This window comes from Treponema berlinense, from assembly GCF_900167025.1.
Classification (GTDB): Bacteria; Spirochaetota; Spirochaetia; order Treponematales; family Treponemataceae; genus Treponema_D; species Treponema_D berlinense.
On the sequence record NZ_FUXC01000014.1, the window covers coordinates 36,018 to 62,520 of the forward strand.

Sequence of the window (26,503 nt, forward strand, 5' to 3'; positions counted from 1 at the left end):
TCAGTTTGTTTTTTATAAACCTTCTTCGCAAAAAAATTAAAATTTTTCGAGGGCTTCGGCGGCTTCCATCCACTGAAGGTTAAGTTCTTCGAGTTTTTCCGCCAGCTCGTCGATTTTTTTCTGGACGGCTTTTGCTTTTTCACCGTTTGAATAGACTTCCGGCTTTGCCATTTGCGCTTCCTGAGAAGATTTTTCTTCTTCAAGCTTTAAAATCTGTTCTTCAAGGTTTTTTACGTTTTTTTCTGCACGGCGCCTTTCCGATTCAAGTTTTTTTTGTTCTTCCCACGAACGCTTTGTTTCTGTTTTTTCTTCTTTTTGAGAATTTTTTTCCGGCTGAGCAGCCGATTTTAATTCATCGTTTTGAGAAAATTCGCCGTTGGCTTCGCGTTCAAGACGCTCCATATAATATTTGTAATCGCCAGGAAACAACCTGAACTGTCCCGGCTTTAATTCAAGAACACGGGTACTTAAATTTTCGATAAATCCGCGGTCATGGCTTACAAAGATAACAGTTCCGCCAAAATCTTTCAGCGCATCGAGAAGAACATCTTTTGAATGCATGTCCAAGTGGTTTGTAGGTTCGTCCAAAATCAAAAAATTTACAGGACGAAGCAGAAGTTTTAAAAGTGCGACGCGCGCTTTTTCGCCACCGGAAAGAACATCAAGACTTTTATGGACATCATCTCCACGGAACAAAAAAGCACCGAGCATATCGCGAATTTTTGGAATAAGTTCCAGAGGAGCTTCGCTTTCGACAGTTTCCAGAACAGATGCGCTGCCTTTTAGAGTTTCGGCATTGTCCTGGCTAAAATATCCGATTTTTACTCCGCTTCCAAGTTTTACTTCGCCAGAAAAATCAGAATCTGCTCCGGCAATTATCCGCAAGAGAGTTGATTTTCCAGCGCCGTTATGTCCGGCAACAACCAAACGCTCGCCGTTTTCGAGAACCAAATCCAAATTCTGAAGAACGTTGTGCTCTCCGTCGTAAGATTTTGTAATTTTTGAAAGAGTTGCAACCAGCCGTCCAGAATGTGGAGCCGGCGGAAATTTAAAATGAATTTTTTTCAGGCTTTCAGGAATTACAATCTGTTTTTCGAGAATTTTATCGAGCATTTTCTGGCGTTCCTGAGCCTGAGCCGCCTTTGTTGCCTGAACGCCAAAACGATTTATAAATTCCTGAAGATGTGCAATTTCTGCCTGCTGCTTTTCGTATTCGCGAATTAAAGTTTCGAGTTCGATTTCGCGGACTTTTTCGTAGTGAGTGTAATTTCCGGGATAACGCTTTAATTCACCGTTAAAAAGTTCATAAACCTCGTTTACGGTATGATCCAAAAAATAACGGTCGTGGCTTACAAGCAAAAATCCGCCTTTGTAGTTGTCTAAGAATTTTTCCAGCCAGCCACGGGCTTCAATATCAAGATAGTTTGTAGGTTCGTCCAAAAGAAGAATATCTGGATTTACCATCAAAGCTTTTCCAAGCGCAATGCGCATCTGCCATCCGCCGGAAAATTCTTCACAATTTTTGTCTAAGTCCTCGCGGCTAAAACCAAGACCTGCCAAAACCTGCTCCGCCATGACCTGACGGCGATTCCAGCCGCTTTCCTCAAGCTCGGTCAAAATAGCATCGTGCCGTTCCAAAAGGAGTTTTTCGTTTCCTTCGCCGTTTTTTAGTTTGTCGCCGATTTTTTCCATTTCGGCCTGAAGTTCATATCCAAAGCCAAAAGCCTTGTCCGCCTCTTCTCGCAAAGAACAGCCGTGGTGAGTAAGTCCGCTCTGAGGAAGATATGCAATTCTGGCGTCTTTTTGCGCAACCCGCTGTCCGCCGTCTGGCTGAACAAGACCTGCCATAACCTTTATGAGCGTAGATTTTCCGCTTCCGTTTGCTCCGGTAAGGGCGACTTTTGAGCCTGCCTGCAAGTTTACAGAAACATTTTTTAAAATATCACGGTCTCCAAACGCAAGGGAAACCTGAGAAAACTGAACAAATGCCATTTATTTTTCCAAATTAGTGATTTTTGCTAAAGTACATAACAAGCGGAGAAGAACCGCGTGCTGTAACAAGATTTCCGCGGGCTGTCGCTTTTTTTGCATCTTCAAGACGCAAGCCTTCTGGATCTTTTTTATAGAAGAAACTTACATCTTCGTCCATTCCTTCAAACGAGAATGTCAAAATTCCGTCAAATTCTTTCTTTAACTGATTGCTCAAATAGTATTTGACAGAAACTTTTATATTTCCGTGCGCGCGGTTCGAAATTACGCCTGGAACAAGCAGTTTAAAATTGTTCCAGACAGCAGTATTGTCTTCGCTAAAAATAATTGTTCCGTAGTTTGAACTGTGATAAACAGGTCCTTCGTCCACAAAACTCTTGATTTCAAGATTCCGCCTTTCGATTTCTGTTTCGATTGCGGCCTGAATATTTTGAGAAAGCGCAACAAAATTCTCGCTTTTAAGTTTTCCGTCCGTGTCCATATATTGAACGGTAAGCGAATTTTTTCCGATCAAAGTGATGTAGATTCCGTGGTCATCGAGCTGATAAGCTCCGTCCTCGTTCTTTTTGATTTTTGTATAAGTCCATCTTTTGTCGAGGTTTTCTGTGCGCAGGGTTGCCGTAAAAGTTAAAGTTTCGCCTTCTTTTGCAACTTTTGGAACAGGAATTTTTTCCGGAAGTTCCACTTCAATCTGTTCGTCCGGATTTTCGTCCAAAGGTAAATCCGAAGTTTCTTCCGGTGATTTTTCCGGATACTTCCATTCAACCTGTCCAAAATCAAATCCAAAACTTTCGTCCATTTTTGACAAATCCAGACGTCCGCTCGAAAGCATTGATTTATATTCTTCCGGATACCATTTTTTTGAGAAAGCGGCTGTGATTTCTTCGTCGATTTTTTCTTCTACAACTTCGGTTTTTACAGCAATCTGGTTTTCTGTGCGTTCAAAAAGATTGAGATTGTATGAATAGCACCAGCCTTCAGTTCCAGTTTCGGTTAAAACGCGGAGCCATTCGCCAGGAAGTTCTCCATGACCGTTCGTAGGTTTTACGCCTTTTCCCTGATATAAAACACGGATTACTTCGTTTTTGCGAAGACGGTAAACCTGTTTTGAGCCGTTTTCTGTTCCAGAGCGAATCGGAAGTCCGTCGAGTTTTACGTTTGCGTAAGTGTGTTCGTAGTTCGAATAGCGGGCAGCAAGTTTTTCGGTTTTAGACTTGCTCTGAGGCTCGGAAATCTGCCAGAGAGGAATTTCGACTTTGTGTGTATTTTCAAGTCCCATAATAATATAAGAATGGGAAATATTTGATTTTACATAAACTTTTACAATCTGCCCTTCGTGAACTCCAACTTCCGGATTATTCCAAAGAACAAGTGAATAGCCGAGTTTTCCACAACCAGTAAAAAGAATTAAACTTAAAAGTCCCGACAATAAAAATACGATTTTTTTATTCATAGTGTTGAATTATCCCACAATTTTTTTTGAATTTAAAGCCCTGCCCTGCACTAGCGATGTGCAAGGCGCGAAGCGTTTCCAAATTTATTTGGAAATGTAGCGTAAGCGGAACCTGGAACGTAGCGACCCGCGTAAGCGGGTAGTGCCCAAATTACGAAAAAAATGATAAAATCGAAGCATTTCTAAAACGCTGGAATTTTTTGTTCCGGTTGAGCTCTGTTTTTGGGAGGAATTATGGCAGATTATCACGTTTTTGAGGCAGCCCCGGAAGGAACTCCACCGGCGAATTTTGTTCACCTGCACGTTCACTCGGATTACTCGCTTTTGGACAGCTGTGCAAAACTTGATGACCTTGTTGCAAAGGCAAAACGCCTTAATATGCCGGCACTTGCGCTGACTGACCACGGAAATATGTTCGGTGCGCTCAATTTTGAAAAACTCTGCCACGTAAACGGCATAAATCCGATTGTCGGCGAAGAATTTTACGTTGCATACGGAAGCCACCTCGAAAAAAACGATGTTCCTTATTCGCACAAAGGAGAGGACGGAGACCGGCAGGCCCATTATTTTCACCTGATTCTTTTGTGCAAAAACCAGAAAGGCTACGAAAATTTGAGCTGGCTTTCGTCGATTGCTTATCAGGAAGGACTTTATTACGGAAAACCGAGAATCGACTTTGAACTTTTGGAAAAATACCACGAAGGTTTAATCTGCTGTTCTGCCTGCATTGCCGGAGAATTGCCGCAGCTGCTTCTTGCCGGCCGGGAAAGCGAAGCTGAAGAACTCGCCTTAAAATACAAAAATCTCTTTGGACCTGACCATTACTACATTGAATTGCAGGACCACGGTCTTGAAGACCAAAAAACTGTCAATAAAATGCTGATCGCAATGGCGCGAAAACTCGATATTCCGCTCGTTGTTACAAATGATATTCACTATATCGAAAAAGAAGACTGGGAAGCCCAGGACTGTCTGCGATGCATTGGCTTTAAAAAGAATATGAACGAACCGCACCAGACAATGGGCGCGGAAAAACACGAATGGTATTTTAAGACAGAACAGGAAATGCGCCAGCTTTTTCCAGACTGTCCGGACGCCTACGAAAATACAGTAAAAATTGCGAATATGTGCAATTTGACGATTAAGCAGTACAAAACGCAGGAATTAAAAGAATGTCTTCCGCGATTTGAACTTCCGAAAGAATTCCAGACACATGGCGACGAATACACAAAAAATCAGGACGATTACATGCGTCATCTCGTCGAAGAAGGATTGAGAAAACGCTATCCGAAAATTACGCCGACAATCCGACAGCGTGCCGAATACGAGCTTGGAATCATTTTTAAGATGGGCTTTTCCGGCTACTTCTTAATCGTATGGGAATTTATCAACTGGTCAAAATCAACCTGGGACAACGTAAACAACTGCGCAAAACCGTATATTCCGATTGGACCGGGACGAGGTTCGGGCGCAGGCTCTCTTGTTGCCTATTCGCTTGGAATTACGGACATTGACCCTTTCCGTTTTAAGCTGATTTTTGAACGATTTTTGAATCCTGAACGCGTTTCCATGCCGGATTTTGACGTTGATATGGATTTCGACTACAGACAGGATATAATACAGCACACACGCGATTTGTACGGCGATCCGCAGGTCGGACACATTGTTACTTTTGGAACCTTAAAGCCGAAAAACTGCATTGCCGATGTTGGACGCACGCTTGGAATTCCTCTTGCAGAGGTAAACATGCTTAAGTCGAAGGTATCCGAAAACCTAAAGACAAAACTCAAAAACTGCTTTGACCCGCCGAACGAAAAATTTCCGGACGGAGGACAACTTGCAGAATTCCGCCACGATCCTCGCTACGAAAAACTCTTCGACCTCGCGCTAAAACTCGAAGGCTGCAAACGAAACACGGGTCTGCACGCTTCGGGCATGGTAATCGGCTTGACCGCGCTTCCAAACTGGGCACCGGTTTTTAAAGATTCAAAAACGGGCGAAGTCGGCGTTCAATACACAATGGACATTATTGAGCCTTGCGGACTTGTAAAGTTCGACTACCTTGGACTCAAAACACTTTCACTAATTCGATACGCAGAGGACATCATCAACAAGCACAAAAAAAGCGGCGAAAAAAAATTTATCTGTGCAGAAGTAAGCGAAACAGACAAAAAAACCTTCGACCTTTTTAAACGCGGCGACTCAGTCGCAGTATTCCAGTTTGAATCTCCGGGAATGCAAAAAATTCTGCGCCAGTTCCAGCCAGAAAAAATCGAAGACCTTGTAGCGTTAAACGCGCTCTACCGTCCAGGTCCGCTGCAGTTTATTCCAAACTACATCGACGGAAAATGGAAGCCGGAGACGATTCACTATCCCGACCCTTGTCTTGAGCCGATTTTGAAAGAAACCTACGGCGTTATGGTTTACCAGGAACAAATTATGCAGGTTTCGCAGAGAATTGCGGGATTCTCTCTCGGCGGCGCAGATATGCTCCGTCGTGCCATGGGAAAAAAGAAACCTGAAGTTATGATGAGCAAAAAAGTTGAATTTGAAGAAGGCGCAATAAAACAGGGTTTTACAAAAGAACACGCCGACGAAATTTTCGACATAATGGTTCCGTTCGCAGGCTACGGTTTTAACAAATCTCATGCAGCGGCATATTCAGTTCTCGCATACAGGACAGGCTGGCTAAAGGCAAATTGTCCGGCAGAATTTATGGCTGCAAACCTTACAAACGAAATTACCTCGACAGACGGACTTCCTGTTTACATTGCAGAAGCGCGAAGAATGGGACTTCAAGTTGATCCGCCAGACGTAAACCGCTCAGACTCAAATTTCGACGTTGTAGACGGACACATTGTCTTTGGATTCCGCGGAATAAAAGGCATGGGAAACTCAGCCGCAAATGCAATCGTAAAAGAACGCACCCAGAACGGCCCGTTCAAAAACTTCATGGACTTTCTTGAACGAATGATAACCGTAAAAGAAGACATTGTCGACGAAGAAACCGGTCAGAAAAAAGGCGAAAAACTTGCCATAAACAAAAAAGCTGTCGAAGTTTTAATAAAATGCGGCGGATTCGACAACCTCGACCAAAACCGTCCAACCCTCATTGCAAACCTCGACCCTGCCTGGACATATACCGAAAAAAAAGTTTCCGGCGGAAGCGACGGACAAATCAGCCTTTTTGAGAACACAGGCGAAAAAGAATTTGCCGACTACAAATTTGAAGTAATTCCAGATTCAACAAAAATGGAAAAATTGAATATGGAAAAAGAACTCATTGGCTGTTACGTTTCTGGACATCCGCTCGACGACTACCAAAAAGCCTGCGAAAAAGCGACACTCAACTCACAGAATATAACCCGCGAGTCAAAGGCCGCAAAAAGCCAGCACGCAGCAGCGATCGAATCCGGTGCAAAACCTTGGCAACTAAAAAACACCGAAAAAGAATACGTTGCGATTGGAATGATTACAGAACTGCGCCCAATCGTCACAAAAAAACAAACAACAATGGCATTTGCAAAATTGCAGGATTATACAGGCACAATCGATTTAACATTTTTTCCAAAAACCTGGGAACAGCTGTCTAAAAAAATCGAAAACGACAAAGTCTATGCATTCCGCGGACGGCTCGATACAAGTCCAGACCGGGAAGAACCGTCGTTTATAATCGAAGCCATCGAAGACCCCGAAATGCTCAAAAACCGTGCAATCCAGGAAATCCACATTCAGCTTGACGACGGATTTAAGGAAGAACAGCAAATTTTCAGTTTAAAAGAGTTTTTATTTGGAAATTCTGGCAGTTGTTCAGTATATTTTCATATAAATGCAGGCGAAAGTTCTTATACAATAAAAGCAAACACACAACTTTCCGCCCCGGGCACAAACGAATTTTTGGAAAAAGTAAAATCAATGTCGTTCGTAAAAGACGCGTGGCTTTTCTAAAAATTCGGGCGTCCCGGCTTACGCCGTCGGGTGTTGAACTGAACCCCAAAAGTTGGACATTTTTGGAGGTAGTGTCAAAAAAATACTTCCTGTATTTTTTTTGACACAAAGCACTTGCGTGCTTTTATTTCGCCATCCGTGGCATTTTTGGAGGAAAATAAGATAAAAACAGCCGAAAATGGCGTCTGTTTTTATCTTTACAAGTTTGCGTTGCAAACTTTCTTATCATCTGTTGTTTCTCACTTCGTTGCGAAACAACTTAAAAAGTCAATTCTAAAACTGAAGTTTTAGAATTGACTTTTTACGGGAGATAAAATGAGAAATATTTTTCAAATTATTGCTATGACTGTTAATTTTTATTCTTTTATCTGTTTAATCAGAATTTTTTTAACCTGGTTTCCAAAGGCAAATTATTCAACGGCTGGAAGAATTTTATCTTCTGTCTGCGACCCTTATCTCAACATATTCAGAAAGCTTCGCTTTTTAAATTTCCGCGGACTTGACTTTAGTCCGGCACTTGCGCTCTGTGCCCTTTATGCCGTTTCCGGTATTCTTTCAAGCCTTTCGCACGGACAGCCAATAACAGTCGGATATCTTCTGGCAGTCGTACTTAGCCTTGTCTGGTCGCTAATCTCCTCAGTCACAAAATTTTTAATCGTGCTTTTAATAATTCGCCTTGTCGCAATGGGAATCATGCGCCTTATTTCCCGCAAAAACGGTTACCGCGCTTACAGCCCGATTTGGGATCAGCTCGACAGCTTGATTTCGCCATTCGCCTACAAAATCTCAGGAATTTTCACAAAAAAATTCATTCCTTTTACGACGGCGCTTATAATTTCAACTGTATTTTCACTGATTACGGTAAAACTTGCAGATTTTTTAGTTTCAATAGTCTGCAACCTTCTCGTACATCTTCCTTTTTAAAATGTCCTAAAAATCTGCGGATAAACGGTAGCAAAAGTGAAAATTTCCGAAATTAAAAATTCAATTTCCGCGCTTTCCGGAGTTGGAAAAAAAACAGCAGAACTTTTCTCACGTCTTAATATTTTTACCGTCGGAGATTTGCTTCAATTTTATCCGCGAACTTATGACGACCGCACAAAAAAAATAGTCTTAAAGGATTCATTAAAAATTTCAAAAGTCCACACAATTGCAAAAGTAACAGGCCACGAATGGTTCGGCTACGGCAACATGAAAACCCTCAAAATCATAATAACAGACGGAACAGCAAGCGCAGAACTCGTAGCCTTTAACCGTCCGTTTTTAGAAAAAACACTGCCTCAGGGAGCAATAATCGCCGTAACAGGCAAGTTTGAAGCAAAATTTGGCAAGCTTCAGTCATCTTCTTTTGAAGCACAAAAAATCGCAGACGAAGGAAATCTGACGGACTACGAAAACACAATGCCTCCAGAAAGCAAAATTTTTCCAGTGTACAGCCTGACAGAAGGCTTAAGCCAAAAAATTGTCCGAAAAGCCGTAAATTCCGCAATTTCACAATTTGCGCTCGGAATCGAAGACGATTTGCCGGAATATCTCGTTTCTCAAAACCATCTTTTGCACAAACGCGATGCAATAAAACTCATTCACAATCCGCAAAATTCTGCCGAATACAACGAAGCACGAAAAACCCTCGTCTACGAAGAATTTTTCTTTTTTCAGTGCGCAATAGCAAGACAGTCAATCGAACACCGTGGATTTCTTCCTTCGATTGAACTTTTACCGCAAAATTCAGACCAAAAACAGCCGCAAATTTCAGACGAGCAGTTTACAAAATCACTTTCTCCACGGCAAAAACAATATCTCAACCGGCTTCCATTTAACCCTACAAAAGACCAAAAAAATGTAATTTATCAGATGAACCGCGACATCGACAAAAGCTACGAAACTTCTCCCTTAGTTTCAAAAAAACAGAAACAAAGACAGTTTTCAATGAGGGTGCTGCTTCAGGGCGATGTCGGCAGCGGAAAAACACTCGTTTCTTTTTTTGCAGCCCTCCGGGTAATCGATTATGGAAGTCAGGCAGCGCTTATGGCGCCGACAGAAATTCTTTCCAGACAGCATGCAGAAAATGCCGCAAAAGAACTCGAAGCGCTGAACGTTTCTGTCGCATATCTGACCGGAAACGTAAACGCAAAAGGCCGGATTCAGCTTTTAACAGCATTAAAAGAAGGCAAAATCAACCTTGTAATCGGAACACACGCGCTTTTTTCAAAAAATGTCCAGTACAAAGACCTGGCGCTGGCAATCATCGACGAACAGCACAGATTCGGCGTCATGCAGCGTTCCGCAATTTTAGACAAGGCGCGCACAAGTTCAGACGCAAAACTCACAGAACCTAACCTGCTTATGATGAGCGCAACGCCAATTCCGCAAACACTCGCACTCACAGCATTCGGCGACCTAGATATTCTTACAATCCGCACAATGCCGGAAGGGCGAAAACCAATTCAAACCTACCTGACAAAAGAAGGCAACGAGTCAAATGCTTACGAAGCCGTCCGGACAGAATTAAAAAAAGGACATCAGGCATATTTTGTTTATCCGGCAATTGGACTCAACGAAGCGCAAGAAGAAAATTTTTCCGAAAACAACGATTTTTCCGCAAACGAAGAATTATTCGAAGAAAGCGGTCAAAAAAAACAGGCATTAAAAGCCGCAGAAGACGCATTCAATTTTCTCCAAACCCAGGTTTATCCAGAATACAAATGCGCGCTAATCCACGGAAAAATAAGCGAAGACGAACAGGCACAAATTCTCGAAGATTTTAAAAACGGCAAAATAAATATTCTCGTCGCAACAACAGTAGTCGAAGTCGGCGTAAACGTTCCAAACGCAAGCTGCATGGTAATCGAGCAGGCAGACCGCTTTGGACTTGCAGCCCTCCACCAGCTCAGAGGAAGAGTCGGAAGAGGAAGCGAACAATCCTACTGCTTTTTGATTTATTCAAAAAATATAACAGAAAATGGAATTGCCCGAATGAAGGCAATCCGCCAGACAAACGACGGATTTGCAATCGCCGAAGAAGATTTAAAACTAAGAGGTCCCGGCGAAATCACCGGAACCGCACAAAGTGGAGAATTAACGTTTGCACTCGCCGATCTTTTCAAAGACCGGCAAATCATGACAAAAGCAAGAGCCGACGCATTCAATTACGTCCAGTCCACCGCAAAATAGCGGCAAACTTTCAAAACTCAATATTTAGTCCGCAAAACGTGCTAAACGTTAAGCAACATAGGCCTCAAGCCGTCTTGCACGAACAGGATGCTGCATACGGCAGATTGCAGTTTTTTCAATCTGACGGATTCTTTCCTTAGTAAGATTGCATTCTTCGCCAACCTGAGCCAAAGACATAGGTTTTTCACCGTCAAGACCGTAGCGAAGGCGAATAACCTTTTCTTCCGCCGGCTTAAGAGTTCCAAGAACATTCGCAATGTCTTTCTGAAGATTTTCCGTTATAACCTTTTCATCAACATTCGAATACTTTTCATCTTTAACAAAGTCGCCGACAGTTCCAATATCGCCGTCTTTATTTTCAACCTGAGCATCAAGACTAATCATATCGCGGTTGATTTCCAGCATTTCGTTTACGTGCTGTTTTTCCATTCCAAGCATTTTCGCAATCGTTTCAATTTCTTCATTTTCAGATTTTTTGCCGTGAACAAGCTTTTTAGCCTTTTCAATCTGAACAAGTTCGTTCATGCGGTTCATCGGAATGCGGATTGCACGTCCTTTTTCGCAAATTGCCTTCAAAATTGTCTGACGAATCCACCAGACAGCATACGAAATAAAGTGATAGCCTTTTGTAACGTCAAATTTTTCAATCGCAGTCAAAAGACCGATATTTCCTTCACTGATTAAATCGCCAAGTTCCAGTCCGCGATTCTGGTATTTTTTTGCAACATTTATGACAAACCGAAGATTCGCATTCACAATCTTATCTTTTGCAGCCTTGTCGCCATTTTTAGCCTTAATTGCAAGTTCTGTTTCTTCTTCATGATTCAAGAGCGGAATTTTGTTTATTTCTTTCAGGTAAATTCCCAAGTTTTCGTCGTAATTTGTCATAAAATGCTCCCATAAAAAGTCAAGATTAAAACTTCAGTTTTAGGATTGACTTTTTAAGTTGTTCCGCAACGAAGTGAGAAACAACTTATTATAAAAAAGTTTGCAACGCAAACTTTTAAAGATAAAAACAGACGCCATTTTCGGCTGTTTTTATCTTACACTCCCATAAAACACCGCGTTAGCGGCGAGCCACGGATGGCGAGAATCACAGTTTGTGAAAGCAACGCTTGAACAAACTGTAATGATAAAAATTACAGGGATGTAATTTTTATCATGCCTCCTTAAAATCGCCGAAACGGTGCTTATTTTTAATTTTTACACTTATATATAAGCAAGAACTATGCCAACTTTTTTCAATCTTTTTTACTTTTTGCGCCACAACTTGCCAAAAAAGACGCCCATTTTCCGGTTATTTTCCTTTTTTTTCTTCAAAACAGTGCCTACAGGCTCGGTAACCCTCGGTCCTGCGGACGAACTTGCGTTCCCTTCCGGCCCTGGGCGCATTTTTTTCGGGTAAAAAACTCCTCTTTTTAATTTTCCATTGTTTCTTTTTGACACAGTTTCAACTACTCAAGCTGGCACTGCGTCTTTTTGACACATTTTTTTGTTTTTTGAAAAAAAATCAAATTAAAACGATTTTTGTTGACGATTAAGAACTAAAATTTATATATTTAAAGTAGGAATTAAAAAATTTTTGGAGGTTATATATATGAAACTCAGACCATTAGCAGACAGAGTTCTTCTCAAGGAAGAAAAAGCAGAAACAACAACAAAATCAGGCATTCTTCTTCCAGAATCTGCCCAGGAAAAAACACAGACTGCAAAAGTAGAGGCTGTTGGACCTGGCACAGAAAAAGAAAAAATCACTGTAAAAGTGGGCGACCGTGTAATGTACGATAAATATTCAGGCGTTCAGGTAAAAATGGACGGCGAAGATTATTTAATCGTTAAAAACTCAGACATCATCGCTGTAGTAGAATAATTTATTTTAGACGGTCATTTCGAGAAAAACTCAATGACCGTTTTTTTATGTCACTTTAGTTTTCTGAGCATAAGCCTTGCATCAGCATTCATTGGATTTAAGCTTAAGGCATATTCAAGCGAAAGAATCGCACCTTCCTTATTCTGCAAATCGCTTTGGACAAGAGCAGTCCTGTAAAGAATCTTTGATTTTAATTTTTTATCTTTAGTTCTGCCGGAAGCAAGTCCGTAAAGGTTCAGAGCTCTTTTTAACTCACCGTCAGAAGCATAAATCACAGCAAGATTAACAGCCGAATTTACAGCACAAAGCCTGCTAAAAGAGACAATCTGTCCGTCAGCTTCAACCGTGCGAGCGCCTCCGGTTTCAAAAAGCGCATATTCGTACAGACGGCGGGCGGCGGAAATATTATTGTCGAGAAGAGCAAAATACGCGGCAGTTTCAATTTCCCAGGTTTCCATTGTGTTTGCATAATCCGCCGCCCTGTCGCCAAAAGCCGCTCTTGTTACAAACTCAGGAACCGTCGGAGCAGAATATGTTTTCTCACCGCCAAAAATATCATATTCAACTTTTTCGTCCTGAATATCCGTTTTTTTCATTTTATAACGGGCGTCTAAATATTTTTCAAACAAAAGCCGGGCATCTTCTTTTTTTCCGAAATTTAAAAATTCGTTTACAGCAAAGTGCAAAAGCGCTGGAGGATACATATTTTTTTCAATTTCGTTAATCTCGAGATTTTTCCAAATTTCGCTTTCAACTTTTTTTTGCGGCAAAGAAGAATTTTCAGCCAGCCACAACGAAAGTTTTTCTACCAAAAGCTCATCGCTTAAAGCCTGCGCATTTTTTTTCTGCCACTCAAGCATTTGCCCAATTCTAAAAATCGCATCTCTTATCAAAAATTTCGGCCGCTCATCTTTCTGCCTCATCGAATATGTGCGCAAAGAAGTCTTTCGCAATTCCCGCTCAAACAAATCCTGTTTTTCCAAAACAGAATCTGCGCGTGCAAATTTTCCATAAGTTATTAGTGCAGGAATATTTTTTGAATCACGCATTATAACTGTCATCAATAAATCGTATGCTTTTGAATACTGGGCAGCGTTATAAGCCCAAAGCGCGCTGTTTACATAAATAAGTTCTGGAATATCCGCATTTTTTTCAGTTTTCGACTGCAAAATCAAACGTTCGCGCTCTTTTTCCGCAGAATCGTAATCTCCAAGCATAAAAAAAGCGTCGCTTGCAAGATCTGTCAGTTCAAAATTTTCAGAAGAAAAGCCTTTTAACTGCGCATTCTCGTAATTTTCAACGCACAAATCATAATTTTTTGCGTCAAACTGAACCTGAGCCCAAAATAAATTAAAATCACTCTGAACCGATTTTTGCAAGGCGGCCGCCGCAGAATAGTTTCCATTTTTTACAAACGGAAGAGCCGCGTTTACAAGCCATTTTTCGTTTCCAGTTGAAGAATAACAGGCTTCGTAAATTCTGGAAAACTGAGGTAAAAGAAGATTTTTTTCTTTTTGAGATTTTAAAACCGCTTCCGCATAAATCGAACCATATTTTGAGCCTTCCAAAACGGAACCAATTTTTAAGGCTTCGTCAAACTGCCCTTCCCGCAACAAAAAATGAGAATAGACTGCGGAAATTTCAATATTGCCGGGAATTTTTTTTAAACTGTCGGAAAGTATTTTTTCTGCAAGGCTTTTTTCTCCAAGCGTCATAAAACGCCGGTAAATTCCAATCCTTGCATAAGCGCTGTATGCTGATTTTGAAGTTTTTTTTAAGAGTTTTAAAGCATCGTCAGTCTGCCCAAGCTGAATAAAAGAATCAACTGTATCAAGGGCAGACAAAAAAGACGACTGCTTTGAATTCTGCGAACACGAAAAAAACAAAAATCCGGCAATTAAAAAAATCACTGCCAGATTCTTACGGCTGGACAAAATTTTCCAGTTTTTCTTCATACGCAGACCAAAATTATTTTTCTGACGATTGAGAATTGCAGGATTTTCCAATGCTGTCCAAAACCGCATTTATAAATTTAAACGAATCATCCTGTCCATATTCTTTTGCAATATCAACGGCTTCATCAATTACGATAGAAGCAGGAACGTCTTTCTGGAAAAGCAGAGAATAAACGCTCATACGCAAAATCGAAAGAGTAACCTTATTAAGGCGGGCAAAATCCCAGCCTTTTAGATTTTCTTTTATACGTTCATCAATCTGAGACTGATTTTCAATCGCGCCGGCAATCAAAACTCTTGCAAAAGTTGCAGTTTCCATATCAACCGCGTCTTTTTCAGAATCTCCATCCGCCCAAGACAATTCAAGAACATCTTCTTTAGGCATTCCGCCTACTTCCCAGGAATAAAGTCCCTGAAAAGCCAAAATTCTTCCTCTTCTTCTTGACACTTTATCTTTCCTGTAAAACTACCAATTAAGCAACTTGTCTAAAGCTGCACCCGTCTTCTTTCTTTCTACATTTTCTGGAGTATCAAGCGCTTTTGTCACGTCCTGAACTGCCGCAATCATTGCCTGGCTCTGTTTCTGCTGTGTAAGATTAGATTTAATGTAATCATAGACAGTAATTGTCGTTTCCGGCTGAACTAAATCGCTCAAACCAAGCATTTTTGCGCTGTACTTTGCACGAACCGCATAAAACTGAAAATCGTTTTCTGTTTCTGTAAGTGAAGAAATATATCCTTTTTCTTTTCCAAAAAGTTCGAGAAGCTCATTGTATGAAACGCCAAGCTGCTGAGCATGCTGAGCGGTTTTGCTTATGAATAAATCACCGCCCTGATAGTCTTTTGAATTTGCGGCATCTGCCTTGATTTTTTCAGTAGTAATTTTTTTATCTTTAAAATCTTTTAGCATGGCTGCCGCCTTTGTTTTTGCAGCGGCAGGATCATCTTTTTTAGGGAAAAGCACAAGGAAAAGTTTAAGCATATCGTTCTGAACAAAACTTGCCTTATTCAATTCATAAAAAGCACGGATTTCTTCATCGCTCGGAGCGGCTTTTTGAATTTCTTCCTGTTTTTGCTGCAAAACATACTGCTGGGCAATCAACTGATTCTTCAAATAAGATTTGTATTCAGCAACTCCCATTCCTACAGTATTTTTCATGTAATCTTCAAAAGATTTTCCAGTCTGTTTTTTTATGATTTCCTCAAATTCTGCTTCTGTAACGTTTCTTCCAAACTGCTGGCTTACGTTCTGCATAAAATACTGATTAACCTGAGAATCAGTAAGAACCATTCCAGCTTTTGTCGCAGCCTGTACAACCAGTTTTTCATCAATCATCGCATTAAGGATTTCTTTTTTCTGCTCAACAGTAAAAGAAGAAATTCCATTCTGTTTTCCATAAATTTCAACTCTGTTTTTGAGCTGCTTTAAGGTGATTGTCTCTGATTTATTGAGTTTTACAGTAGCAAGAGGCTGTAAATCCGCCTGAGCAAAGATTCCTGTACCTGCCATTAAAATCAAAGATACGCAAAGTGCAAAACGTTTCATAAACTTTCCTTAACTTGTCTTTTTAGTTCCGTAAAACGAGAACATGCAGAGGTTTTGTAAAAACTTAAAAAGTTCCAAAACCCCTTAACGAATATAAACAACTGTCAAACCAGTCAGTTACATTCAAATAAAAAAAATCACCTCCAAAAATAGACGTTTTCAGAGGTTTTTATTTTTTGTGCAATTTACTGAGGATCGAGCGGAAGTCCGCCAGAAATCACAGCACGGATTCTTCTTACACCGGCAGACGAGGACTGCTCTTTTACAATCTTGAATTCGCCGATTTGAGCAGTGTGCTGAACATGAGGTCCGCCACAAACTTCCTTCGAGAACCAGTCACTTTTTGAATCGCGTCCGATCGTATAAACTTTTACCTGTTCGCCGTATTTGCTTGCAAAAAGAGCACGGGCGCCCTGTTTTTTAGCTTCGTCCAAAGTCATAATTTCCATTGTAACAGGCAAATCTTCCTTGATTTTTTCGTTTACAATGTCTTCAACTTTCTGAACTTCTTCTTTTGTCATTGGCCTGTCAAAAGTAAAGTCAAAGCGCATGCGTTCGTTGTTAATATTCGAGCCCTTTTGCGCAATTTTGTCGCCAAGAACTTCTACCAGAGCCTGCTGCAAAAGGTGTGTCGCAGTGTGGTATTTTGTTGCAACGTCAGACTGCTCTGCCAGACCGCCCTTTGCTTTTCCTGCATCCAAAGTCTTAGAAGCTTCCTGATGTTTTTTTTCTGCTTCCTTAAATCCTTCAACATCAACCGTAAAACCATGCTCAGCACCAAGTTCCTGAGTAAGCTCAAGCGGATAGCCATAAGTTTCGTAAAGGTTATAAGCAACTTTTCCAGAAATAACTTTTTTAGGATTTTTCATCAAATTCGGCAGAAGTTTCTGGAATTCAGCCTCGCCTTTTTTGAGTGTCTGACGGAATTTTTCTTCTTCAGCAGTCAATTCACCCTTAATTTTATCAGCATTCTGTTCAAGCTCAGGATAAGCGATTTTAAAATTATCAATTACAGAATCAGCAATTTCTGCAAGGAAAGCTCTTTCGATTCCAAGCTTCATTCCATGACGAACAGCACGGCGAATCAAACGACGCAAAACATAACCTGCGCCAACATTCGACGGAGAAACGCCTTTTGGATCGCCGATTATAAATACAGAAGCACGGCTGTGATCAGCAATAATTCTGACAGAACGGTCTTTTTCTTCGTCCGTTCCATAAACATAATCAGCAAGCTCATCGATTTTTTTAATAATCGGCTGGAAAACTTCGGTCAAATAAACAGAAGTCTTTCCCTGCAAGATGCAGTTTGTGCGTTCAAGTCCCATTCCAGTATCAACATTCTTTTTTGGAAGAGGCTCAAGAGTTTTTTCGTCAACGCGGTTAAACTGCATAAAAACGTTATTCCAGATTTCAAGCCAGTTTTCGCTGTCAGTTCCCTTATTAGAACCTTCAGGAGGCAAACCTTCGCCAACCCAATAAAAAATCTCAGTATCAGGACCGCAAGGACCTGTCGGACCGGCAGCCCACCAGTTGTCTTCGGCAGGAAGATAAGCAATTTTGTCCTCAGGCATTCCATTAGCTTTCCATGCTTCCGCAGCTTCTTCGTCGCGAGGAGCATTTTCGTCGCCGGCAAAAACAGTCACAGAAATTTTGCGCGGATCAAGACCAAGCCATTTCGGACTTGTCAAAAATTCATAAGAAAAGGCAATGGATTCTTTCTTAAAATAGTCGCCCAAAGACCAGTTTCCGAGCATTTCAAAACATGTAAGGTGGCTCGGATCTCCAACTTCGTCAATATCGCCAGTGCGTACACATTTCTGATAATCAGTAAGACGAGTTCCAGCAGGATGTTTTTCGCCAAGAAGATAAGGAACCAGCGGATGCATTCCGGCAGTTGTAAACAAAACAGAAGGGTCATTTTCCGGAATCAAAGACTGGCCAGAAATTTCAACGTGATTTTTTGATTTAAAAAATTCGATATACTTCGAACGTAATTCATTTGCAGTCATAATTAAATCATTCTATAGATTTGACCGCAGAATTTCAATATCTTAAACCCAAGGAGCACAAAGCCTTACCGCGACCGGCTTTTGCTGCAAGTCCTCCTTCGCTCCGCTCGTCCGGTCTTTCCGCGCAATCCGGGTTAAGATTTCCGGTTCTTTCAAGCTACTTTTTACGCGCCCTTTTATCAGCACGTTTTCTATTCTTCGGTCTTTTTAAGCTCTGTTTTTTTGAGAGTCAAAGGCAATACTTCATTCTGAAAAAATCCGTTCGGAGTCACATCAACCGACTGCAAAATTATTGTGTCGTTGTCATCCACAACAATTTCTGTTGTTTTTCCACGCTTATTTCTTTCAGTTTTTTTAATTTTGCCAAAACTTGCAGAATAATATCCGTTAAAAAATTTTACGGCGGTGTCGCTTCTAAACTGAATCAATTTTGTGTCAGAAATGCTGTTCAATACAAAACGGCCCTTGTCGGAAAAATTTTCAGATTCAACCAGATACTCGCCGTTTGCAAAAACAAAATACTTTCCATCGGAAGAAGTCCATGCAGGTCCTTCGACAAGCCTTTTTAGCGCTTTTTCAGATTCGCCTGCAACAGTTTTTTGATTTAATTTTGCCGAAACTTTTTTATAATTTCCGTCCCAGAGAGTGCTTTCGCTGATAATCATCCGGACGTCATCTTGAATTCGGATTCTTATTTCATCAACATTTACAAGCGAAATATCAAAACGCCTCTGAAGATTTTCGATTGACTGGTTTATCGAAGTAAAATACATTCCGTTTCTGCGGAGTTTTGCATCCAGCCACGAATAAACTTCCTCGCTGTCTTGATAATGAAAAATAATTTCGTGCGTCTGAGGGTCAAAAAAGATATAACGTACGTTTCCGCCAGAATTTTCGGTCTTATACCACAAGCCTTCCAGAAATTTAGAAAAAGTCGCGACAGTTCCATCCTGAATTCTGGCAAGTTCTTTTGCGGCGATGCGGTTTCCGGTAACACGAACCTGCTTAACCTGAGTATAAACTCCTTCTTTTTCGTTCCAATCGTACATTGTCTGAATCTGGTCAAGCCGGGCGCTGTCTTCCGCCGAATCCGAAGCATAGACCCAAACAGGAAAACTGCTAGCCTTTGTCTGGCTCAATTCGTACGCTTCGTTTCGTTCTGTCTGCTGAATAAAAACTGTTCCGTCAGACTCAAAGTCTCCGATTTTTGTCAAAACAAAGTCGCCTTTTTTGGTGCGGCTTCCGTTAAAAATACACAAAACAGAATGACCTTCGTCCGTAATTCCCTGATAAACAAGTGAATTTTTGTGATTTCCTATTACATCCAGCGCAGTACAGGCAAAAGTACGAATCTGGCTTACCGTAGTTGCAATCCAAGCCGCCCTGACATAAGAAGAAGTCGAAGGATTATAAAGACCGACAATCAGCGCCAAGAAAGGACTTCTTGACGTTTTTACAATATTTATCTGATCATCATAACCGTCATCGTCAATATCCATAGTAACGATGTTCAGGAGAGTTTCGTCGTTGGCAAGTTCAATAAACGAAGTCTGCTCATAATCTTCGTATTCATTTTCCAAATTTTCTTCTTCCGTTGCTTCTGTCTCAACAACCGGTTTTACAATTTTTGCACGCGAATATGAATTGTCTTTTATAAAAAGATTTTTTCCGAGAAAAAAGAATGCAAGTCCTGCGGCAACAATAATAAAAATCACTGGAATAAGTTTTTTCATAATCTGTAAAGTTTACCAAATCAGTTAATTTCGCTCAATAAAACAAAATTCTCTGCAAATAGTTACAAACTCTTCCATATAATACCATTTATTGACATTTTTTCTGTTTTCTATAAAATTCCTGTACTATGATAAAAAATATTGAAATTTTTGAACACACGCCGGTTCCAAAGGCGGTTTTTAAATTTGCACTTCCAACAGTGCTAAGCATGATTGTTACAGTTTTGTACAACATGGTTGACGCTTTCTTTGTCGGTCAAACTGGAGATCCGAGTCAATTTGCGGCGGTAAACGTTGCAACCCCGATTTTTCTGTTTCTTATGGCGGCAGGAAACATCTTCGGTATGGGCGGCTCTTCGTTTATAAGCCGCGCGCTTGGCGAAAAAAACTACGAAAAAGTAAAAAACATTGCTTCTTTTTGTTTTTACGCGGGAATTTTTACAGGTTTTCTAGGTTTGTTCCTGATTCTTTTTAATATGGAAGGAATTCTCAAAATGATTGGAACAACTCAGACAACCGCACAGTTTGCATGCGATTACTTAAAATACATTGCGTACGGCGGACCTGCAATTGTTATTTCGACAGCCTACACAAACATAATCCGCGGAGAAGGCGCTTCTCAAAACTCAATGGTCGGACTTATCGCTGGAACAGCCGTAAACATTGTGCTTGATCCGATTTTTATTCTCGACTCATTCTTAGGAATTCCAGGGCTTGGGCTCGGTGTAAAAGGAGCCGCAATTGCAACTGTAATTGCAAACATCATTACGATTGTAATCTATCTTGCGCATGTCCTTTCAAAAAATTCAACTCTCACAATAAACCCGAAATATTTTAAAATTTCAAACGGAATTTTGCTCGGCGTTCTTGCAATCGGACTTCCTGCAAGCCTTACAAACATTTTGATGAGTTTAAGCTCAATTCTGACAAACAACCTTCTCGCTTCGTATTACAGCGTTCCTGTCGTATCAGAAAAACTCTTGCCGCTTATAAAGACATTTATCGACGGAACAGCAGTTTACGGCGATATTCCTGTTGCCGCAATGGGAGTTGCGCTCAAGGCAAACATGCTCACAATTTTTATTCAGCTTGGGCTCGGAATCGGAATCGCTCCGTTAATCGGCTACAATTACGGCGCAAAAAATTCTATGCGCGTTAAAAAAATCGTCAATTTTTCGATTTTGGTAAATGTTGTGCTTGGTGTTACTCTAACCGTGCTTTATATAATTTTTGCAAAACCAATCATAAATATTTTCTCGGAAGATCCGGCTGTTGTTGCAATGGGCGTAAATATTATTTACGCGCTTATGTCATCGGCTCCTTTTATCGGAATCATGTTCGTTTTAAATTTTACTTTCCAGGGAATGGGAAAGGGCTTGCAGTCGCTTGTTCTTGCCGTAAGCCGTCAGGGTTTTGTATTTTTACCAGCAATCCTTATAATGCAAAAACTTTTTGGACTTACCGGAATTATCTTTGCACAGCCTTTTGCCGATGCAGTTGCGGTTTTAATTGCCGTAGGAATGTTTTTGTTTTTGCTCAAAGACCTAAAAGCTGAAGAAAAAACAGTTTCTTCTCAAACAAACGAATAAAATACAAAAATAAATATAAAGGCTGTTCGTAAAGGACAGTCTTTTTTTTGTAAATAAGGTATTTTTTATATTGCACAAAACGCAATATTCAATTTATTTTATTTCACTTTACGCAATACTAAGTTTTTTGTAGAATAAATTATATTTTTACAAAAGCGGTAGGGATTGAAGTGGCTTGTTGCGGAACGAAGTGAAGCAATGGAGGCGAAAGCCGGAACCACGGAAAGCCCGACGGCAACTTGTTGCCGGACCGCCCGAAAAAAAACAATTTACAGTCTGACTTTTTACAGAAGATGTAATAAAAACTTTGCCTCAAATAGCGTCAAAGTTTTTATTTACAAGTTTGCGTTGCAAACTTCATTATAAACTGCATATTCTCATTGCATTGCGAATATGCTTAAAAAGTCAACTCGGAAATTGATATTTCCTCATTAACTTTTTACAGGAGATTTTTATGGGAAACAATTATTTCAATTCAATTCCGTGGCGCGAGGCCCGTCTGCAGCTCGGTCACTGCCGCTCAATGGCAAAAGAAGAATTCGCTGACGGAGTAAACGCTCTCAAAGGCAAAAAAATCGTAATCGTTGGATGCGGCGCTCAGGGCTTGAACCAGGGTTTGTGCTTGCGCGACTCAGGTCTTGATGTTTCTTACGCTCTCCGCGAGTCTGCAATCGCCGAAAAACGCCAGTCTTGGAAAAACGCGACAGAAAACGGCTTCAAAGTTGGAACTTACGACGAATTGATTCCTACTGCCGACCTTGTCGGAAACCTTACTCCGGACAAGCAGCATACAGCCGTTATCACAGAAGTTATGAAGAGAATGAAGAAAGGCTCGGCTCTGTGGTACTCACACGGATTCAACATGATTGAAGAGGGAATGCAGATCCGTCCGGACATCACAGTTGTAATGTGCGCTCCAAAAGGACCGGGAACAGAAGTTTGGCACGAATTCCAGAGAGGATTCGGTGTTCCTGACCTTATCGCCGTTCACCCTGTAAACGACCCTGAAAAGAAAGGCTGGGCTTATGCAAAGGCCTTGGCTGTAGGAATGGGCGGAAGCAAGGCAGGTGTTCTTGAATCTTCTTTCGTTGCGGAAGTTAAATCTGACCTTATGGGCGAACAGACAATTTTGTGCGGAATGCTTCAAGCCGGAACAATCGTCTGCTTTGACAAGATGGTAAGCGAGGGAATCGCTCCTGAATATGCCACAAAACTTTTGATGCACGGCTGGAACGTAATTTCTGAGGCTCTCAAATGGGGCGGAATCACAAACATGATGGACCGTCTTTCTAACCCTGCGAAAATCCGCGCTAACGAGCTTTCAAAAGAAATCAAAAAACTTTTGACACCGCTCTACCAGAAGCACATGGACGACATCATCAGCGGAAAATTCTCTAGCACAATGATGCAGGACTGGGCAAACAAAGACCACGACTTGCTCACCTGGCGCGAAGAGACTGGAAAACTTCCGTTTGAGTCAACTCCAGAATCAAAAGAAGAAATCACAGAACAGGAATATTTCGACAAGGGAATTCTGCTTGTAGCAATGGTAAAAGCCGGATGTGAGCTTGCATTCGAGACAATGGTTGACGCGGGAATCAAACCGGAAAGCGCTTACTACGAATCATTGCACGAAGTTCCGCTCATCGCAAACCTGATTGACCGCAAACGCCTCTACGAAATGAACCGCGTAATTTCCGACACAGCAGAATACGGATGCTACCTTTTCAGCCGCGTTGCAGCTCCGATGATGGCAAAAGACCTTATGCCGAAACTCCACACAGACGTTATCGGAAAAGGCCTTGAGCTCAAGGATACAAGCGTAAACAACACACAGCTCGTAGAAGTAAACGCCGAAATCCGCAACCACCCGATTGAAGTTGTAGGCCGCAAACTGCGTGAATATATGACCGCAATGAAACCAGTTTTATAATTTATTTATAAAACTGGCAGGCACGGGCGAATAAATGAAAGTTCTAAACGGATTTTCCGTCCGTGCCGTATGACAGCGATGAAACCTGTTTTGTAATTAAAGAATAAATTCAAAGTTTACAAAACAAGTTTATAAACTATAAACTCCTTGAAAGGTTTTAGAACTTTTCAAGGAGTTTTTTATTGATTTTTATACAATTTCGCCGCAAAAGTGGCATTCAATTCATTTTATATCTTATACCGTGCAAATTGTAATTCATATCCGCTAAAAATCAGCAAAAAAAGGCCTTTATTTTTTATTTTTTCCAAAAAATCCGCCTTTTTTACTTTTGCCATCTTTTTTTTCAGCGGTGCTGTCATCTGCAGTACTGTCATCTTCGGAATTTTTCTCATCATCGCCAACCATCGAAATCGAACCTACAACGAAGCCCGATTTTTCCGCCTTAATCTGAGTTTTTTCTGCGGTACCTTCGATTTTTTTAGAGTTTTCGTCCTTAAAACGAGTCTGAACCGTCATTTCAGACTTGATTCTGTCCAAGGTTGGATTAAAAGCCCTCAAAATATTTTCCATAACAAAAAGAACTTCTTTGTCAGCATCTTTACATTCCACAAGCTTCTGATAACTTTCGTAAATTACGATATAAGCATGATTTAATTTCGTATAATCAGAATTATAAACCTCAGTTTTTGTCATATAGCCTCCAAAGAGCCTAAATTTTAATCTATTATCCCAATTTTTGCTATATGCCCGGTCGAGCTGGACGCAGAATTCTGATTTTCAGCCATTTTTTCATTCAGGGCGGCTTTTTGCCCATCTCCGCCGCAGCGGATCTGAGCAAAAAACAGGCTTTCCAGGGTTACGGCTTCCGCCTTCATTCCTGCTCTGCGCTCCGGAACAGCTCCGCTGCCCCTCCAATCCTTGCCACAAGACGATGTTCCCTCAATTTTCAGCACAAAACCAAATATAAGTTTTTCATTTCATTTGTTTTCCTTGTAAAATTGATTTCTAAGTTATAAAATGAATTTAAAAAATTTCAATTTGCAAATTTTGTAGGTAAAAAATGAGGCGAAAAGAAAGAGAAATAACTGACTTTGAAGAAATTATAAAAATTCTTGATGAGTCAAATTTTTTGACGCTTGCTATGATAAATGAAACTGAGCCGTATTCTGTACCCGTAAATTTTGGGTACAAACTGGATGATGACAAAAAAAGGATTCGGATTTTTATTCACGGAGCTACAGAAGGCACAAAGCTTAACTGCATAAAAAATTGTCCTCGTGTATCTTTTTCTGCTGTAAGCTATTCTGAAATAGGTGAAAATAAAGACCCTTGCACGTGGACAGACTTTTATAGAAGTGTTTGCGGAAAAGGAAATGCATCTATTTTAGAGGATGCAGATGAAAAAAAAGAAGGACTAATCTGTATCCTAAAAAAATATGGGTACAAAGGTCCGTCTGTTTTTCCTGCTATTATGATAAAAAAAATAAGCATGATAAGAATTGATGTGGACGATTTAACTGGAAAATTTCATGAAAAGTAAATTGAAGTTTCAGTTTTGAATTTTACAGTCATTATTTGTTTTATCAAAAAAAACATTGGACCTAGAAATTTATGTTTTTTTATACTACAGTTTTAATGTTGAAAACAGATTTGTTTTCTAAGGAGCGACTTATAAAAAACATGACAAAAATGGAACTTGCACCGCGCCGGCAGTAAAGGCGCAGTTTGAGTTTCAAATGCTTTTACTGCTTGTTCAATCAGAACTTAAAATCTTTTTGAAAAAGCGTCATAAAAATGAACTACGTAAAAGCAAAAAATGTTCTTCCGGCACAACTTCTTGAAAAAGTTCAGGAATACGCGTCTGGAACTTATCTGTATATTCCGCAGAAATGCGAGAACCGAAAAAACTGGGGAGAATCAAAAGATTCCAAAGCCTGGTACAAAAGACGGAATCAGCGGATATACAAAAATTACAAGGAAGGATTTTCGGTCAGAGAGATTTCTCAAAAATTCTTTCTGAGCGAAAAATCAGTCTACAGAATCATCTTGTGCGCAAAAAAAGCGGAAGCAAGATAAAAAATGGAAATACGGCGGATACGGCAATGAATTTTGTCTGTCCGCCGTTTTTTTTACCAGAACGGATTTTCTCATTCTCTTTTCTGAACTGTCTTTGAGGTAGGAAACAGGCGAGGCGCGGCGTATTATTAAACCATACAAAAAAAACTTGGAGACAAAATGAAAATGAACAGCAAAATCGACATGGAAAAAATCACTTTCAGGAACGAAACTCCTGCGGACTATAAGGCTGTCGAAAACCTTACGCGCGAGGCGTTCTGGAACGTCTACAAACCCGGCTGCGACGAGCATTTTGTGCTGCACAACTTCCGCACCCGAAGCGACTTTGTGCCTGAACTCGATATTTTAATGGAAGAAAAAGGCGTTCTTATCGGACACGTGATGTTTGCAAGGTCAGAAATCAGACTGAACAACGGCGGAATTCTTCCGATAATGACATTCGGGCCAATCAGCATTGCGCCGGACTTCAAGCGCAAAGGCTACGGAACAGTTCTGCTCAGGCACGCAATGCAAAAAGCAAAAGAGATGAACTGCGGCGCGCTTGCAATCACCGGAAACATCAATTTCTACGGAAAAAGCGGATTTGTCGTAGCAAAGACAAAAGACGTTTTCTACCATGCCGACCCGGACGCGGACTATTTTCTAATAAAAGAGCTTATTCCGGGCTTTCTGGACCAAGTGAAAGAAGCTAGCGGCGGAACATTCAAGGAGCCAGACGGATACTTCATCGACTCAAAACAAGCCGAAGAATTCGACAGCCAGTTTCCGCCGAAAGAAAAGCTCAGTCTTCCGGGACAGATTTTCGGGTAAGGCTTTGGGTTTCCGCTTCGCTCACTACCGAGTTTTTGCAAGATACCTTGCATCTACTTTAGGCCGCGCAAAGTGCGCCGAATGAAAAGGAAGAGGAAAAGATTTAAAAAGAAAAAAGCCGGCAGCTACCTACTTTCCCGCGAAGAGCAGTATCATCGGCGTAAGAGAGCTTGACTTCCGTGTTCGGAATGGGAACGGGTATTGCCTCTCCACTGTGGCCACCGGCATTTTATGCCATGCTGTTCAGCATCCATCCGCTCAGGGACCGCCATGTGTCCAGGCCCGGATGTACGCTTTTTGTCCGTAAAAGTCTCGGACGGGAAGAAATATTTCCCTGTCGCCAGGGAAACCTGCAAGATATTATGAATCGAAACGATAATATGGTCAAGCCTCACGACCTATTAGTAATGCTCGG

Annotated in this window: 19 protein-coding genes and 1 rRNA gene; 9 read left to right on the forward strand and 11 right to left on the reverse strand. The window is 40.9% G+C overall.

Annotated features, from left to right (window positions below):
- Positions 1-36 precede the first annotated feature (36 nt).
- A complete protein-coding gene (locus tag B5D47_RS10250) occupies positions 37-1,992 on the reverse strand; it encodes an ABC-F family ATP-binding cassette domain-containing protein (RefSeq protein WP_078931755.1) in 1,956 nt (651 codons plus the stop codon).
- A gap of 13 nt (positions 1,993-2,005) precedes the next feature.
- Positions 2,006-3,442, reverse strand: a complete 1,437-nt coding sequence (locus tag B5D47_RS10255; RefSeq protein ID WP_078931756.1) for an SH3 domain-containing protein — start codon at positions 3,440-3,442, stop codon at positions 2,006-2,008.
- A gap of 234 nt (positions 3,443-3,676) precedes the next feature.
- Between B5D47_RS10255 and dnaE the strand changes: the two genes are divergently transcribed.
- The 3 genes from dnaE to recG all read left to right on the forward strand — a co-directional run bounded on the left by dnaE (position 3,677) and on the right by recG (position 10,564).
- Positions 3,677-7,390 carry a DNA polymerase III subunit alpha gene (gene dnaE, locus B5D47_RS10260; RefSeq protein ID WP_078931757.1) on the forward strand — a complete coding sequence of 1,238 codons (3,714 nt, stop codon included), beginning with the start codon at positions 3,677-3,679 and terminating at the stop codon, positions 7,388-7,390.
- A 315-nt stretch (positions 7,391-7,705) separates the two neighbouring features.
- Positions 7,706-8,314 carry a YggT family protein gene (locus tag B5D47_RS10265; protein ID WP_078931758.1) on the forward strand — a complete coding sequence of 203 codons (609 nt, stop codon included), beginning with the start codon at positions 7,706-7,708 and terminating at the stop codon, positions 8,312-8,314.
- A 36-nt stretch (positions 8,315-8,350) separates the two neighbouring features.
- Positions 8,351-10,564, forward strand: coding sequence for an ATP-dependent DNA helicase RecG (recG, locus tag B5D47_RS10270; RefSeq protein WP_078931759.1), 2,214 nt, complete (start codon positions 8,351-8,353; stop codon positions 10,562-10,564).
- A 48-nt stretch (positions 10,565-10,612) separates the two neighbouring features.
- Here the strand turns inward: recG and B5D47_RS10275 are convergent, their stop codons facing one another.
- Positions 10,613-11,452, reverse strand: coding sequence for a sigma-70 family RNA polymerase sigma factor (locus tag B5D47_RS10275; RefSeq protein WP_078931760.1), 840 nt, complete (start codon positions 11,450-11,452; stop codon positions 10,613-10,615).
- Positions 11,453-12,161: 709 nt separating this feature from the next.
- On the opposite strand from B5D47_RS10275, the gene B5D47_RS10285 reads away from it, so the two are divergent.
- A complete protein-coding gene (locus B5D47_RS10285; protein WP_078931762.1) occupies positions 12,162-12,434 on the forward strand; it encodes a co-chaperone GroES in 273 nt (90 codons plus the stop codon).
- A gap of 50 nt (positions 12,435-12,484) precedes the next feature.
- Here B5D47_RS10285 and B5D47_RS10290 read toward each other — a convergent pair whose 3' ends face one another.
- The 5 genes from B5D47_RS10290 to B5D47_RS10310 form a co-directional block, all read right to left on the reverse strand.
- A complete protein-coding gene (locus B5D47_RS10290) occupies positions 12,485-14,458 on the reverse strand; it encodes a tetratricopeptide repeat protein (protein ID WP_143592691.1) in 1,974 nt (657 codons plus the stop codon).
- On the reverse strand, positions 14,403-14,837 hold the full coding sequence (nusB, locus tag B5D47_RS10295; protein WP_078931764.1) for a transcription antitermination factor NusB: 435 nt from the start codon (positions 14,835-14,837) through the stop codon (positions 14,403-14,405). Before nusB ends, B5D47_RS10290 begins: the two co-directional genes overlap by 56 nt.
- Positions 14,838-14,855: 18 nt before the next feature.
- Entirely contained in the window at positions 14,856-15,935 is a 1,080-nt protein-coding gene (locus B5D47_RS10300; RefSeq protein WP_078931765.1) for an MOSP complex formation periplasmic protein, TDE1658 family, read from the reverse strand.
- Positions 15,936-16,120: 185 nt separating this feature from the next.
- On the reverse strand, positions 16,121-17,947 hold the full coding sequence (locus B5D47_RS10305) for an alanine--tRNA ligase (protein ID WP_078931766.1): 1,827 nt from the start codon (positions 17,945-17,947) through the stop codon (positions 16,121-16,123).
- A gap of 191 nt (positions 17,948-18,138) precedes the next feature.
- On the reverse strand, positions 18,139-19,680 hold the full coding sequence (locus tag B5D47_RS10310; RefSeq protein ID WP_078931767.1) for a pallilysin-related adhesin: 1,542 nt from the start codon (positions 19,678-19,680) through the stop codon (positions 18,139-18,141).
- Between the two features lie 128 nt (positions 19,681-19,808).
- Between B5D47_RS10310 and B5D47_RS10315 the strand changes: the two genes are divergently transcribed.
- The gene (locus tag B5D47_RS10315) at positions 19,809-21,269 is read left to right on the forward strand and encodes an MATE family efflux transporter (protein WP_078931768.1); all 1,461 of its coding nucleotides are present in this window, start codon (positions 19,809-19,811) and stop codon (positions 21,267-21,269) included.
- A gap of 454 nt (positions 21,270-21,723) precedes the next feature.
- Entirely contained in the window at positions 21,724-23,202 is a 1,479-nt protein-coding gene (gene ilvC, locus B5D47_RS10325; RefSeq protein ID WP_078931770.1) for a ketol-acid reductoisomerase, read from the forward strand.
- Between the two features lie 288 nt (positions 23,203-23,490).
- On the opposite strand, the gene B5D47_RS10330 is transcribed toward ilvC, so the two are convergent.
- Positions 23,491-23,895 (reverse strand): hypothetical protein, encoded by a 405-nt coding sequence (locus tag B5D47_RS10330; RefSeq protein WP_078931771.1) that lies wholly within the window; start codon positions 23,893-23,895, stop codon positions 23,491-23,493.
- 23 nt (positions 23,896-23,918) lie between these two features.
- Positions 23,919-24,155 carry a hypothetical protein gene (locus tag B5D47_RS10335; protein ID WP_078931772.1) on the reverse strand — a complete coding sequence of 79 codons (237 nt, stop codon included), beginning with the start codon at positions 24,153-24,155 and terminating at the stop codon, positions 23,919-23,921.
- Positions 24,156-24,262: 107 nt separating this feature from the next.
- On the opposite strand from B5D47_RS10335, the gene B5D47_RS10340 reads away from it, so the two are divergent.
- The 3 genes from B5D47_RS10340 to B5D47_RS10350 all read left to right on the forward strand — a co-directional run bounded on the left by B5D47_RS10340 (position 24,263) and on the right by B5D47_RS10350 (position 26,088).
- On the forward strand, positions 24,263-24,742 hold the full coding sequence (locus B5D47_RS10340; protein WP_078931773.1) for a pyridoxamine 5'-phosphate oxidase family protein: 480 nt from the start codon (positions 24,263-24,265) through the stop codon (positions 24,740-24,742).
- Positions 24,743-24,996: 254 nt separating this feature from the next.
- The gene (locus B5D47_RS10345; RefSeq protein WP_078931774.1) at positions 24,997-25,278 is read left to right on the forward strand and encodes a CD3324 family protein; all 282 of its coding nucleotides are present in this window, start codon (positions 24,997-24,999) and stop codon (positions 25,276-25,278) included.
- A gap of 159 nt (positions 25,279-25,437) precedes the next feature.
- Positions 25,438-26,088, forward strand: a complete 651-nt coding sequence (locus B5D47_RS10350) for a GNAT family N-acetyltransferase (RefSeq protein ID WP_234970021.1) — start codon at positions 25,438-25,440, stop codon at positions 26,086-26,088.
- A gap of 116 nt (positions 26,089-26,204) precedes the next feature.
- On the opposite strand, the gene rrf is transcribed toward B5D47_RS10350, so the two are convergent.
- A 5S ribosomal RNA gene (rrf, locus tag B5D47_RS10355) occupies positions 26,205-26,314 on the reverse strand.
- Between the last annotated feature and the right edge of the window lie 189 nt (positions 26,315-26,503).